At 65.4% G+C, this 13,315-nt stretch carries 13 protein-coding genes; 2 read left to right on the top strand and 11 right to left on the bottom strand.

Translation table 11 applies throughout. From position 1 onward, the window contains the following. Positions 1–14 precede the first annotated feature (14 nt). The 7 genes from hpf to ACP7EY_RS07050 all read right to left on the bottom strand — a co-directional run bounded on the left by hpf (position 15) and on the right by ACP7EY_RS07050 (position 5,505). Positions 15–371 carry a ribosome hibernation-promoting factor, HPF/YfiA family gene (hpf, locus tag ACP7EY_RS07080; protein ID WP_426191864.1) on the bottom strand — a complete coding sequence of 119 codons (357 nt, stop codon included), beginning with the start codon at positions 369–371 and terminating at the stop codon, positions 15–17. Positions 372–450: 79 nt separating this feature from the next. Then, a complete protein-coding gene (locus ACP7EY_RS07075; RefSeq protein ID WP_426191862.1) occupies positions 451–1,935 on the bottom strand; it encodes an RNA polymerase factor sigma-54 in 1,485 nt (494 codons plus the stop codon). 14 nt (positions 1,936–1,949) lie between these two features. Next, complete coding sequence (gene lptB / locus ACP7EY_RS07070) at positions 1,950–2,705, bottom strand: LPS export ABC transporter ATP-binding protein (protein ID WP_426192101.1); 756 nt, start codon at positions 2,703–2,705, stop codon at positions 1,950–1,952. After that, on the bottom strand, positions 2,705–3,307 hold the full coding sequence (lptA, locus tag ACP7EY_RS07065; protein ID WP_426191860.1) for a lipopolysaccharide transport periplasmic protein LptA: 603 nt from the start codon (positions 3,305–3,307) through the stop codon (positions 2,705–2,707). Before lptA ends, lptB begins: the two co-directional genes overlap by 1 nt. 53 nt (positions 3,308–3,360) lie before the next feature. Further along, positions 3,361–3,987, bottom strand: coding sequence for an LPS export ABC transporter periplasmic protein LptC (lptC, locus tag ACP7EY_RS07060; protein ID WP_426191858.1), 627 nt, complete (start codon positions 3,985–3,987; stop codon positions 3,361–3,363). Continuing rightward, positions 3,959–4,507 carry a KdsC family phosphatase gene (locus tag ACP7EY_RS07055; RefSeq protein WP_426191856.1) on the bottom strand — a complete coding sequence of 183 codons (549 nt, stop codon included), beginning with the start codon at positions 4,505–4,507 and terminating at the stop codon, positions 3,959–3,961. Before ACP7EY_RS07055 ends, lptC begins: the two co-directional genes overlap by 29 nt. Next, a complete protein-coding gene (locus tag ACP7EY_RS07050; RefSeq protein WP_426191854.1) occupies positions 4,507–5,505 on the bottom strand; it encodes a KpsF/GutQ family sugar-phosphate isomerase in 999 nt (332 codons plus the stop codon). The genes ACP7EY_RS07055 and ACP7EY_RS07050 overlap by 1 nt, the downstream gene beginning before the upstream one ends. A 111-nt stretch (positions 5,506–5,616) precedes the next feature. On the opposite strand from ACP7EY_RS07050, the gene ACP7EY_RS07045 reads away from it, so the two are divergent. Continuing rightward, positions 5,617–7,602, top strand: a complete 1,986-nt coding sequence (locus ACP7EY_RS07045) for a monovalent cation:proton antiporter-2 (CPA2) family protein (RefSeq protein WP_426191852.1) — start codon at positions 5,617–5,619, stop codon at positions 7,600–7,602. 21 nt (positions 7,603–7,623) lie between these two features. Here ACP7EY_RS07045 and ACP7EY_RS07040 read toward each other — a convergent pair whose 3' ends face one another. The 3 genes from ACP7EY_RS07040 to ychF form a co-directional block, all read right to left on the bottom strand. Next, positions 7,624–8,757: a DUF484 family protein gene (locus tag ACP7EY_RS07040; protein WP_426191851.1), complete on the bottom strand. Its 1,134-nt coding sequence runs from the start codon at positions 8,755–8,757 to the stop codon at positions 7,624–7,626. A 428-nt stretch (positions 8,758–9,185) separates the two neighbouring features. Continuing rightward, positions 9,186–10,034 carry an MOSC domain-containing protein gene (locus ACP7EY_RS07035; RefSeq protein WP_426191849.1) on the bottom strand — a complete coding sequence of 283 codons (849 nt, stop codon included), beginning with the start codon at positions 10,032–10,034 and terminating at the stop codon, positions 9,186–9,188. Positions 10,035–10,140: 106 nt separating this feature from the next. After that, positions 10,141–11,232 carry a redox-regulated ATPase YchF gene (gene ychF / locus ACP7EY_RS07030; RefSeq protein WP_426191847.1) on the bottom strand — a complete coding sequence of 364 codons (1,092 nt, stop codon included), beginning with the start codon at positions 11,230–11,232 and terminating at the stop codon, positions 10,141–10,143. A 265-nt stretch (positions 11,233–11,497) separates the two neighbouring features. Between ychF and ACP7EY_RS07025 the strand changes: the two genes are divergently transcribed. Continuing rightward, positions 11,498–12,166, top strand: a complete 669-nt coding sequence (locus tag ACP7EY_RS07025) for a PEP-CTERM sorting domain-containing protein (protein WP_426191845.1) — start codon at positions 11,498–11,500, stop codon at positions 12,164–12,166. Between the two features lie 62 nt (positions 12,167–12,228). On the opposite strand, the gene ACP7EY_RS07020 is transcribed toward ACP7EY_RS07025, so the two are convergent. Continuing rightward, positions 12,229–13,311, bottom strand: coding sequence for a patatin-like phospholipase family protein (locus ACP7EY_RS07020; RefSeq protein WP_426191843.1), 1,083 nt, complete (start codon positions 13,309–13,311; stop codon positions 12,229–12,231). Between the last annotated feature and the right edge of the window lie 4 nt (positions 13,312–13,315).

Below are 13,315 nucleotides of genomic sequence, written 5' to 3'. Positions count from 1 at the left end.
CGAATTGGTCGGCCTTAAGCGGCAGCGGCCGGGAGTTCTTGCTCGGACAGGTGCTTGATGGCCTGGTGGTCGTGGTCCTGGATCTGGGATTTGTATTTCATGACCTGGCGGTCGAGCTTGTCGATGAGACAGTCGACGGCGGCATACAGGTCGTGCGACAGGGCGTTGACGTTGATGGTCTTGCCCGGCAATCGGAGGTTGATTTCGGCTTTCTGCCGTTTTTCTTTTTCAGTCAGATTATCGACGGTGAGAATGACAGCAATGTCGATCACTTGGTCAAAATGGCGCCGCACGCGTTCCAGTTTGCTCTGTACGTAGTCACGGATGGCTGGGGTCACTTCAAGATGATGTCCGCTGATTGTGAGATTCATACACACTCCTTAGATGATGTCGCTTCCTGTTCATGCATGCCGCATAAAGCGGGACGTAGAGGAACACTGAAAAAACGATCTACAGATTCTTGCGGAGAGCGACAGGTGGAATCTTGAGCGCTTCACGGTATTTGGCCACCGTGCGGCGCGCAATGACCATCCCCTGTTCCCCCAGCATATCTGCGATCTTGCTGTCTGAAAGTGGGTTCTTCGGGTCTTCCGCTCCTGTCAATTGCACGATCAGTGCCCGGATCGCTGTCGACGATGCTTCGCCGCCGGCGTCGGTCGCTACGTGGCTGCCAAAGAAATATTTCAACTCAAACATTCCATGCGGGGTCAGCATGTATTTTTGAGTGGTTACCCGAGAGATAGTGCTCTCGTGTAGGCCCAGTGTATCAGCAATTTCACGCAGCACAAGTGGCCGCATGGCAACTGCGCCGTGCGAGAAGAAATTTCTCTGGCGCTCGACGATGGCCTCGGCCACGCGCAAAATTGTGTCGAAGCGCTGGCGCATATTTTTGATCAGCCACTTCGCTTCCTGCAGCTGCGCGCCCATCTGGCTCTCGCCCTTGCCCTGCTTGAGCAGGTTGGCGTACATGCTGTTCACGCGCAGGCGCGGCATGACGTCGTTGTTCAGGCTCACGGTCCAGCCGCCGCGGCCCTTCTTGACGATGACGTCGGGCACCACGTAGTCGGAGGCGCCGGCGCCGAAGCCGGCGCCCGGGTGCGGATTGCACTGGCGGATTACCGCTTGCGCTTCGCGCAGGTCCTCGTCATCGCAGTCGAGGGCTTTTTTGAGTTTGTTAAATTCGCGCTGGGCGAACCAGGTCAGGTGATTGCAGACGATGTCGAGGGCCATGCGGCGCGTCACCAGCGGCACGCCCGCCATGCGCCGGATCTGGATCGCCAGGCACTCGGCGGCGTTGCGCGCGCCCACGCCGGGCGGGTCAAAACTTTGCAGCAGCGACAAGGCGGTTTTCAGCTCGTCCGGATCGATCTCGAGTTCGGCCGGCATGCGCTCGAGGATGTCGTCGAGCGATTCGGTCAGGTAGCCATTGTCGTCGAGCGCGTCGATCATCAGTTCGACCAGCGCGCGGTCGCGCACTTCGAGCATGGCCAGGCGCATCTGCTCACACAGGTGCTCGCGCAGGCTGGTGGCCGTCGCCTCGATCTGCGGGCGCGAATCCTCGTCGTCGGGCGACTTGTTGCGCGACGCTTCGCTCCAGTCCTCGCCGTCGCCGCTGGTGTCCTGGGCGCTCTCGCCGCCCATGTCGACGTTCTCGCCGCTGTCGGCCGCCGGCGCGTCGGCGCTGGGCGGCGCATCCTGGTTCGACACTTCCGGCGCTTCGGCGTTGCCGCTGGCGCCGACGGCGCCATCGGCCAGCAGGCGTACCGAGTTGTCGAGCGGGTCGTCGAGACGCTCGAGCAGGGGATTGTCGGACAGCAGATGCTCGAGCTCCTGGTGCAGTTCGAGCGTCGACAACTGCAGCAGGCGGATCGACTGCTGCAGCTGCGGCGTGAGCGCCAGGTGCTGCGACGTGCGTAGTTGGAGGGACTGTTTCATGGTTCGTCAGTGGCCTACATGCGGAAGTGTTCGCCCAGATAGACCCGCCGCACCGACTCGTCGGCGATGATGTCATCGGGGCGCCCGGAGGCCAGCACGGCGCCCTGATTGATGATGTAAGCGCGGTCGCAGATGCCCAGCGTTTCGCGCACATTGTGGTCGGTAATGAGCACGCCGATGCCACGCTCCTTCAAAAAGCGCACGATGCGCTGGATCTCGATGACGGCGATCGGGTCGACCCCGGCGAACGGTTCGTCGAGCAGCACGAAACGGGGGTTGGTGGCCAGCGCGCGGGCGATTTCCACGCGCCGCCGCTCGCCGCCCGACAGCGACAAGGCCTGGTTCTCGCGCAGCTTGTCGATCTGCAGGTCGGCCAGGAGGCTGTCGAGGCGCTCGTTGATCTGCGCCTTGGTCAGCGCCTTGCCGTCGACTTTTTGCAGTTCGAGCACGGCGCGGATGTTTTCTTCCACAGTCAGCTTGCGAAATACCGACGCTTCCTGCGGCAGGTAGGACAGCCCCAGCATGGCGCGCCGGTGGATCGGCAGGCTCGAGATGTCGACGCCGCTGATGTCGATCGAGCCGGCGTCGGACGCCACCAGGCCGACGATCATGTAGAACGAGGTGGTCTTGCCGGCGCCGTTGGGGCCCAGCAGGCCCACCACTTCGCCGCACTCGACCTGCAGCGAGACGTCGCGCACGACGAGCCGCTTGCCATAGCTTTTTTGCAGGCCGCGCACGATCAGGGTACTGCCGCAGGATTTCGCTTCCATCATGGCTTTTTCGCCGGTGGCACAGGCGTCGACGGCGCCACGGCGGCGGGCGCTGGCGTTGCCGCCGGCTGCTTCGGCTCGATCACCATGCGCACGCGGCCCGAGCCGGCCTTGCTGGTGCCGCTGACGTCGTTCTCGACCGAATAGACTTCCTTGCGGCTGTCGTAGGACAGGTACGGGCCCTGCACTTCCTGGGTCTTGCGCTTGCCTTCGAGGGTGGTGATTTTCGCCTTCGAGAACATCTTGACGATTTCAAGCTTGTTGTCGTACTCGATGCGCTCGGCCTCGCCCTCGTCCCAGACGTCAGCGCCGTCGCGTTTCTGGCGGAACGTGGCCAGGCCGCCCGGGGCGGCATAGAAGGTGGCGTAGACATAGCCCTCCGGGTCGCTCTTGACGACGGCGCGCCCCGCCTTCATCAGCAGGGTGCCCCGCTGCAGCACGACATTGCCGATCAGGGTGCGGGTCTGGGTGACGTCGTTGCCGGTGGCCGAATCGGCGTCGATGACGGTCGGCTTGCTCGAATCGGCCCGTTCGGCGCAGGCCGTGCCGGCAGCGAAGGTGGTGGCGGCGATCAGCGCGCAGAGCAGCAGGCGAATGTTCATGGTCGGTTCTCGGCTTTCAGTTCGGTAAGGGTTCGGCGGCTCGGTGGAGATCATCAGCGCTTCGGCGGATAGACGATGTGGACCCGGTGGTACAGGTCGACCTGGCTGGCGGCGCGGTCGGCCAGCATGCCGACACCGGTGATGACGGTGGCATCCTGCAGCATTTCAACGGCCAGATCGGTGCGTAGCTTGTCTTCGTCGGTGAGGATGGTGAGCGCCTCGGTTTTCAGGCGCAGGCGCGGGCCGTGCGGCGAGCCGGGACGCAGGACCACGACGTCGCCCTGCATGTCGACGATGTTCCTGACCTGGTCGATGCGGCCGGTGGCGCTCGTCATGGTCATCGGCGGCAGCGGCGGCGACAGGCTTTGCACGACCGGGCGCAGCACGTCGGCGCTGTCGGTGTCGGGATGGTGGGTCAGCTTATCGCCGGCGACGATGTAGCGCGGCTTGCCATCGGCGGTCATCTTGACCACGCTGAAATTCTCGACGATGTAGTCAGGCTCGCTTTTCGACACCTCGCTGCTGGCGAAGTCGCCCCGGTTGATCACCTGGACCAGCCAGAAACTGCCGAGCGCGACCAGCACGGCGGCGCCAATGCTGGCGCCGACCTGCCAGCGGTGCGCCGTGCGTCTGTGCTGGGCGGGCGCCATGTCAGGCGAAATACGGCGCCAGCGCCGCATCGATGGTGTGCTGGGCGCGCATGATCAGGTCGCACACTTCGCGCACCGCGCCGCGCCCGCCGTTGGCGCGGGTGACGTAATGGACGCGGTGCTGCACTTCCGGGTGGCCGCTGGGCACGGCCACGGCAAAGCCCACCTGGCGCAGCAGCGGCAGGTCGATGACGTCGTCGCCGATGTAGCCGCACTGCGCGGCCGACAGGCCCGTCAGCGCCAGCACCTCGGCAAAGGCGATGCGCTTGTCGTGAGTGCCCTGGTAGACGTGGGCGATTTTCAGGTCGGCGGCGCGGCGCACCACCACCGGCGACTTGCGCGCGCTGATGATGGCCACGGCGACGCCGGTTTTCTGCAGCAGCTCGATGCCCAGGCCGTCGAGCACATTGAAGGTCTTGGTCACTTCGCCGTCGGCGCCGTAAGTCAGGCTGCCGTCGGTGAGCACGCCGTCGACGTCGAGAATGAGCAGGCGAACGGCGGCGGCGCGGCGCACGTGATCGAGCATGGTGTCGGTTACAGGGTCGGTCATCAGATTACCTTGGCGCGCGTGAGGTCGTGAATATGCAGGGCGCCAACCAGGCGGTCGTCGGCGTCGACCACCAGCATCTGGTTGATGCGGTGTTGTTCCATGATGGCGACGGCGTCGACGGCGAGCTGCTCGGCGCGCACGCGGCGCGGGTCGGCGTGCATGACGTCGCGGATCATGATTTTCGTGAAATCCTGGACCCGTTCGATCAGGCGGCGCAGGTCGCCGTCGGTGAACACGCCGACCGGGTGGCCGCCGGCGTCGACGATGGCGGTCATGCCCATGCCCTTCTGGGTGATTTCCAGCAGCGCCTGCGACAGGCTGGCGTCCTCGCCCACCGCCGGCACGTCGGCGCCGCTGCGCATGACGTCGCGCACGTGGGTGAGCAGGCGCCGGCCCAGCGCGCCGCCCGGGTGCGAGCGGGCGAAATCTTCTTCGCGAAAGCCGCGCGCGTCGAGCAGCGCCACCGCCAGCGCGTCGCCCAGCGCCAGCGTGACGGTGGTGCTGGCGGTGGGGGCCAGGTTCATCGGGCAGGCTTCCTTGGCCACCGAGACGTCGAGGTGGACATCGGCCATCACGGCCAGCGAGGAGCCGGGTTTGCCCGTCATGGCAATCAGGGGCGCGCCCATGCGCTTGACGATGGGCAGGATGGCCATCAGCTCGGCCGATTCGCCCGAATACGAGATGGCGATGAAGGCGTCCTGCGGGGTCACCATGCCGAGGTCGCCGTGGGCCGCTTCGGCCGGGTGGACGAACATGGCGGGCGTGCCCGTCGAGGCCAGCGTGGCGGCGATCTTGCGGGCGATGTGGCCCGACTTGCCGATGCCCGACACCACCACGCGCCCGCTGCAGGCGAGCAGCAGGTTGACGGCGTGGCCCACGCTGTCGTCCGTCGCCAGGCGCTCGTAGACGGCGCGAATGGCGTCGGCCTCGATCGCCAGCGTCTCGCGTGCCAGCTGCATCGAGCGCTTTGTCAGGTTTTCGTCAAAAGCTTTCAACATTGTTTTTTCATGGGTTACACTCGTTCAGCCAGTATAAACGAATTGAGAAAGCAAAAAACTTGCCAGTCATTTTATATCACCGTCATCGCGCTGCCCCGGAGCGGCCTTAGCATGGCGTCCGGCCTCGAACTGACCCTGTTGTTGCTCGGTAGCGCCGTCCTTGGCGTGGTGTTGTTCCGCATGCTGCACCTGCCACCCATGCTGGGCTACCTGGCGGTGGGCATCCTGATCGGCCCCCATGCACTGGGGCTGGCTGACAACAACGCCTCCACCCACGCACTGGCCGAATTCGGCGTGGTGTTCCTGATGTTTTCCATCGGCCTGGAGTTTTCGCTCTCGCAGCTCAAGGCGATGCGCTCGATCGTGTTCGGCCTGGGGCTGGCGCAGGTGGTGGCGACGATCGCCGCCACCATGCTGTTCGGCCTGCTGCTGGCGACCCTGCTGCCACCGTCGCTGCACGTGAGCTGGCAGGCGGCGTTCGCGCTGGGCGGCGCGCTGGCCATGTCGTCCACCGCCATCGTCTCGAAGATGCTGACCGAGCGGCTCGAACTGGAGAGCCAGCACGGCCGCCGCATCATCGGCATCCTGCTGTTCCAGGACCTGGCGGTGGTGCCGCTGCTGATCCTGATTCCGTCTCTGGCACAAAAGCCCACCGAACTGGCCGCCACCCTGGGCTGGGCCAGCCTGAAGGCACTGGTGGTGCTGGTGCTGCTGCTGTTCTTCGGCCAGAAACTCATGCGCAAGTGGTTCACGCTGGTGGTCAAGCGGCGCTCGCAGGAGCTGTTCATGCTCAACCTGCTGCTCATCACCCTGGGCGCGGCGTGGATCACCGAGAAGGCCGGGCTGTCGATGGCGCTGGGCGCGTTCGTGGCCGGCATGCTGGTCTCGGAAACCCAGTACAAGCACCAGGTGGAAGAAGACATCAAGCCGTTCCGCGACGTGCTGCTGGGCCTGTTTTTCATCACCGTCGGCATGCTGCTCAATGTCGACCTGGTGCTGCAGCACTGGGCGCTGGTGCTGCTGCTGCTGTGCGGGCCGGTGCTGCTCAAGTTCGCCCTGATCGCCGTGCTGGCCAAGCTGTTCGGCGCCTCCGACGGCGTGTCGATGCGCACCGGGCTGGCGCTGGCGCAGGCGGGCGAATTCGGCTTCGTGCTGCTCAACCTGACCGCCGGCGCCGCCCTGATCGACCCGTTCATCATCCAGCTGGTGCTGGCCTCGATGGTGCTGTCGATGCTGGTGGCGCCCCTGATCATCGCCAAGTCCGACCAGATCGTCATGAAGATCGCCGCCAACGAGTGGATGCTGCAGTCACTGCAGCTGACCCAGATCGCCAGCCGCAGCATGGCCCTGCAAAAGCACGTCATCGTGGCCGGTTTCGGCCGCAGCGGGCAGTCGCTGGCGACCTTGCTGACGGAAGAAAAAATCGCCTACCAGGCGCTCGACCTGGACCCGGAGCGGGTGCAGGAGGCGCAGGCGGCCGGCGCCCACGTGGCCTACGGCGACGCCGCCCGCCGCGAGTCGCTGGTGGCGGCCGGCATCAACCGCGCCAGCTGCCTGGTGATCACCTATGCCGACACCGCCTCGGCCCTGAAGGTGCTGCACCTGGCGCACGAGATGGCGCCGGCGCTGCCGGTGATCGTGCGCAGCCACGACGACACCGACCTTGATCTGCTCAAGCGGGCCGGCGCCGCCGAAGTGGTGCCCGAAGCGCTCGAGGGCAGCCTGATGCTGGCCTCGCACGCGCTGGTGATGATGGGGGTGCCGTTGCGCCGCGTGGTGCACCGGGTGCAGGAGGCGCGCGACGAGCGCTATGCCTCGCTGCGCGGCTATTTTCACGGCGCCGGCGACGTCTCCGACGACCCCGAGCGGATGTACGTGCGCCTGCACACGGTGACCTTGCGTGACGACGCGGGGGCGGTCGGCAAGCGCATCGAGGAACTTGAACTGGGCAGCGTCGGCGCCGAGGTGACGGCCGTCAGGCGCGGCAAGCAGCGCCTGGAGACGACGCCGGCGACGGTGCTCGACGCGGGCGACGTGGTGGTGCTGCGGGGCTCGGGCGATGCGGTGAGCCGGGCCGAGGGGCGCTTGCTGCAATAGGGCGCAGGCGCCCGCCGCGGATCAATCGTCGAAGCTGACCACGCGGTTGCGGCCCGTTTCCTTGGCCTGGTAGAGCGCCGAATCGGCCTGCGCCACCAGTTGCTGGGCCACGCCCTCGATGGCGTGATCGCGCTCGAAATCGTCGAGGGTGGCCACGCCGATCGACACCGACACGGGCATCAACTCGCCACTGGAGAGTTCGAACGGGATATTGGCGATGCTGGCGCGGATGCGCTGGGCCACCATGGTGGCGCTGTCGAGGTCGGCATCGATGAGCAGCACGACGAATTCCTCGCCGCCGAAGCGGCCCAGGGCGTCGGAGATGCGCAGCTCGGCCTTGATGCGGGTGGCCACTTCGCGCAGCACTTCATCGCCGCCCTGGTGGCCGACGCTGTCGTTGACGAGCTTGAAATGGTCGATGTCGATGTACATGCAGGAGATGCGATAGGCCTGGCGGCGCGCGCGGCCGATTTCTTCCAGCAGGCGGCGGTCGATGTAGCGGCGGTTGTAGACGCCGGTGAGCGAATCGGTCAGGCCGATATACTTGAGCATCTCGTTGCTGATGACGTTTTCCAGGCAGATGGCGATGATCGATGCCATGTGCTCGATGAAGTCGGTGCCCAGCGCGGCCGTGAAGCGGGTGGCGTCGACGCTGCCCAGGTTCAGGCTGCCGATGATGCGCCGGTTGCGCAGCAGCGGCACCTGGGCGATGCTTTGCAGCTGCGCCGGCGCATTCGGGAACAAGTCCTGGTGCAGGCCCGCCACATACGGCCCCAGTTGCGGCTTGGGCGCCCCCGCTGGAACGTCGCGGCGCGCCGGCATGAAGCCCAGCGCGTGCTCGCTGTCGATGAACATGAGCTCGGGGAAGGCGGCAAAATCGACCCCCAGCTTGTCCATCACGGTGTGGATGTCGGCGTCCTTGTCGACCAGCGTCAGGGTCACCATGTCGAGACTGGAAATGGCCGGCAGGCTGCGGAAAATCGTGCCGATCAGTTCGGGGAAGGTGCCGGCGCCGACGATTTCCAGATCAAAAGCCTGGTGCCGGCACATGATCGAATGGTTCAGTTCAGCCTGCTCAATCAGATAGGCCAGGCGCGCGCGCAGGGACTCGTTCTCGGCTTCCAGTGCGGGCGGCGAGGCAAGCTGTTCGGACATGACACTCCTGACTAATTTGTGGATGGGGAATTTCACCAATTATCGCAACCTTACGCCAACTTGCGGCGCTTGCAAATGAAAAAAGTTGTCGCCAGATACTTTTTTGCACGTTCGCCTCGCCGCCCATTCGCCCCGCCGCGGCCGTGCCGGCGGCATGGCCGCCCCACCCTGCCCGGACTATCTAGCTCGAATCAGTGCGCTTAGAACCTATCCCGGCAGGTAGGAGGAAGCGGATTGCGACGTGCGCGTAGGCGATGCATGGCAGCCGAGGGCAAGGCGCGAGGATGACGCATGGCGAGCCATGCGAAGACGAGGCAAGTCATATATGACGGCCCGCCATCGGTTGCCAGGCGTCGCAGCGGCGCACCGGCAAGCAGCGACTCCGACCTACCGGGATAGGTTCTTACTAGCCGATCTCTAGTCGATCACTAGTCGAACGCCAGGTGGCCGTCGACGCTTTGCCCCACCACCAGCACGGTGCCGGCGCCGGCGCTGACGACACAATTCATGCCCACGCAGACCGCGTCGTCGAGCAGCGCCTTGCGGCGGTACGCTTGCAGCACGTCGAGCGGGTCGGGGCCGGGCACGCCGGTGGCCTGGTCGACCGACGGGATCGGGCAGCGCGGGCACGGCTTGACGGGGCAGATGACGGCCTCGCCGATCTCGAACTGGGCCACGTAATCTTCCTCGAACGCTTCCAGCCCGGCCAGCACCAGGTTGGGACGGAAGCGGTTCATCGGCAGCGCCGCCCTGCCCGCCTGGCGCAGGCGCGTGTTGATGTCCTCGAGCGAGGCGGCGCCGATTACCAGCAAAGGGTAGCCGTCGGCAAAGCGGGTCGGCGCGCCGGCCCCGCCGGTCCAGCGCTGCCCCGTCAGGCGCAGCGCATGCGGGGCGAAGCGCACCAGCCGGCACGCCACGCCCAGCGCGGCGCTGATCCAGGCGGCGGCGCCATCGCCGCCGTCACAGGCGTCGACGCTGTCGTCCCACACGCTCACGCGCACGCTGGCCGCGTCGACCTGGTGGGCATATGGCAGGGCGAACGGCAACTGCCCCGGCATGGTCAGCATCAGGGCCTGCTCCGTCAGCGCCGGCCGCAACAACGCCATGCGCGGCAGCTCGCGCTGGCTCAGGAAGCGGCCCGCCAGATCGACCACCATCCACTCGCGATCGGCCACCTGGCCCGTCGACAGGCCCGACGGCGTGAGCGTCGCTTCGTGCAGGTCGATGCCGGCGCACGATTTGATGGGGTAGATGGTGAGGCTGGCAATGGTGGGCATGGCGTACGTGGGCAATAGCGGAGATGGTGGTTGAGCTGGCGGCTGGAGGACGGCGCGCATGGAAAAAAAGGCGCCGCGGCGCCTTTTTTAATGCTGTCGCGAACGATCAGACGTTGAACAGGAAGTTGAGCACATCGCCATCCTTGACCACGTACTCCTTGCCCTCGGCGCGCATCTTGCCCGCTTCCTTGGCGCCCGCTTCGCCCTTGAAGGCGATGAAGTCTTCATAGGCGATGGTTTGCGCGCGAATGAAACCGCGCTCGAAGTCGGTGTGGATGACGCCGGCCGCTTGCGGCGCCGTGTCGCCCACGTGGATCGTCCAGGCGCGCACTTCCTTGACGCCGGCGGTGAAATAGGTCTGCAGGCCCAGCAGTTTTTGGGCGGCGCGGATCAGCCGGTCCAGGCCGGGTTCCTGCATGCCCATGTCGGCCAGGAACGCGCCCTTGTCGTCATCGTCGAGGTCGGCGATTTCGGACTCGATCGAGGCGCAGATGGCGACGATGGGGGCGTTCTGCGCGTTGGCGTAGGCGGTCAACTGGTCCAGCAGGGGGTTATTGGTAAAGCCCGTGTCGGAGACGTTGGCGACGAACATGGCCGGCTTGGCCGTAATCAGGCACAGCGTTTTGATCAGCGCCATGTCGTCCGCGTCCAGGCCCATGGTACGCACGGGCTTGCCTTCGTTCAGGTGCGGCATCAGGCGTTCGCAAATGGCGACCAGCTTGGCGGCATCCTTGTCGCCCGAGCGGGCTTTCTTGTTTTCGCGGTGAATGGCCTTTTCCACCGCCGCCATGTCGGCCAGCGCCAGCTCGGTCTGGATGACTTCGATGTCGTCGAGGGGGCTGATCTTGCCGGCCACGTGGATCACGTTGTCATCCTCGAAGCAGCGCACGACGTTGACGATGGCATCGGTTTCGCGGATGTGCGACAGGAACTGGTTGCCCAGGCCCTCGCCCTTCGATGCGCCCGCCACCAGGCCGGCGATGTCGACGAATTCGACGATGGCGTTGACCATGCGCTCGGGCTTGACGATCGCCGCCAGCGCCTGCATGCGCGGGTCCGGCACTTCGACGACGCCGACGTTCGGCTCGATGGTGCAGAACGGGTAGTTCTCAGCAGGAATGCCGGCCTTGGTCAGCGCATTGAAAAGGGTGGACTTGCCGACGTTGGGCAGGCCGACGATGCCGCATTGGAGACTCATGGGAATACTTTCTGATCCGATTGGCGGGACCGGACAGCAAGCGTCCGCCCCAAACCCTATATTGTAACCGGGCCGGCTCCACACTGCCGCAAAAATAGCCAGCCGGTATTCATTTAATTGCAACTAATAGTTCTGTCGAGAAACCTTACACCTTGCGCGCACGCCGATTCTTCGAAAAATATATATTCTTAATATTCAACAACTTATGCTTTGTGGCATGTTTTTTGCTACACTTAAATCATCTTAGCTCTCACTGCCTCTCATCATGAAAAAATTCCTTCACGCCTGCCTGCTCCTGGCAGTTTTGCTCGCCACCGGCGCCCACGCGTCCGTCATCCGGGGCATCGGCACCGGCGCCCTGGTGGGCGGCGACCTGACCGACCCGGAAAACAATGGCAATCCGAACGCCAACGTCAATTACAACGCCGTATTCCGCTCGTCGGACAGCCAGGGTTTTAACGGCGAGGGGCCGTTCAATGTATTTGACAACCAGTTGGGCGCCACCGTCAACAAGTGGTGCTGCGGCGCCGGCACGGTGTGGGTCGAGGCCGATTTCGGCGCCAAGCGCTTCACCCTGAGCAGTTTTACGGCCGCGTCCGCCAACGACACGCCGGGGCGCGATTCGAGCAACTGGCAGATCCAGGGGTCCAACGACGGCATCACGTACACGACGATTTTTGCCTACACCAGCAGCGTGTCGGCCTGGGCCAACCGCAACCAGGTCAATCAGTACTTGGTCGGCAGCGATTTCGCCGCCCCTGCCGCCTATAGCATTTTCCGCTACCTGTCGACCGCCACCATCAACGGCAACGCCTCGCACCAATTGGGCGAACTGGAGTTTTTCGGCACTGCCGTGCCGGAACCGGGCGTGCCAGCCCTGCTGGGCCTGGGCCTGGCGGCGATGCTGCTGGCGCGCCGCCGCGCACGCCGCTGATCGCTTAAGTATTCCTGAACCATCTCTGACCGCTGCTTGCAGCGGTTTTTTTTCGACCAGGATCAGATCGGCTGTATCCGCGCCACATCGGGCCGCAGGGCGAAGGCGGCGAAATCGTCGCGCAGGCGCTCGCCTTCTCCGATGGCGCGCTGCCAGGCGGCGATGCGGGCGTCGTGGTCGAGGCCGTAATACGTAAAATCCTTGCGGTCGGGCAGCTTGGCGCGCGGCAGGGTGGCGAGAAATGCGCGCGAAGGCGCCACGATCAGCACATTGTCGAGCCAGGCGCGGCGGGGGCCGCGGGCGGCGCGCCGCCAGGGCATCGCCTTGTCCAGCCAGCCTGGGATGATGTGCTCGCCAAAATGGGGATACAGCACCAGGTCCGGCGCCTGCCGCGCGTACGGCAAGGCCAGGTGGTAGTCGATGATGCCGCCGTCCCAGTAGTGGCCGGGCGGCGCGCCGGGCAGCGCGCGCACCGGCTGCATGATCAGCGGCAAGCTGCCCGAGGCCAGCAGGGCGGGCGCCAGGTTGTCCGCATTTAAGCTGCCAAAATGGGTGCGAAAATCGTCGAAAGGCTGGTGCAGCCAGTCGGCGCCGCCGCGGGCATCGCCCAGCACGACGCGCTCGACCATGCCGGCCAGCGCGCGCCGGCCCGCCAGGTTGCGCAGCGCGGCGCCGGCGAAGCCCCGCATTTCACCCATCCGGCCAACCGGGGCGGCCAGCGCGCCGATGCCGCGGTTAGTGATCAGGTGCAGGCGGTGCTGGGGATGGTCCAGCATGGCCTGGGCGTGGCCGCCGATGAAATCGGCCAGCAGCGCGCGGCACACGCCATCAATTTCCGGTTGCGACGGCTTGGCCGTGTAGCGCTGGTTGCAATAAAGCTGGCCCAGGCGGGCAAACGCGGCCACCGGATCGGGCTGGCAGGCCGCGGCCATGCGCCAGGCGCCGATCGAGGCGCCGATCAGGGTGCGCGGGCGCGGCGCGGCGGGCAGCCAGTCGCCAAACAAAAATTGATCGAGCGCCTGGAAGATCAAGCCCTTGGGGCCGCCCGCGGCGGCGGGAATGATGCCGATGTCGGCCGCCTGCACACCGTGCGCGGCGATACGCGCCAGCGCCGCCGGCCCGGCATGAAAGGTCAGGGATCGCATCGCC

This window comes from Massilia sp. DWR3-1-1 (assembly GCF_049898325.1).
Classification (GTDB): Bacteria; Pseudomonadota; Gammaproteobacteria; order Burkholderiales; family Burkholderiaceae_D; genus JAFCUW01.
Note: the sequence above shows the minus strand (reverse complement) of the source record. Positions and strands in the feature narration are given on the sequence as shown.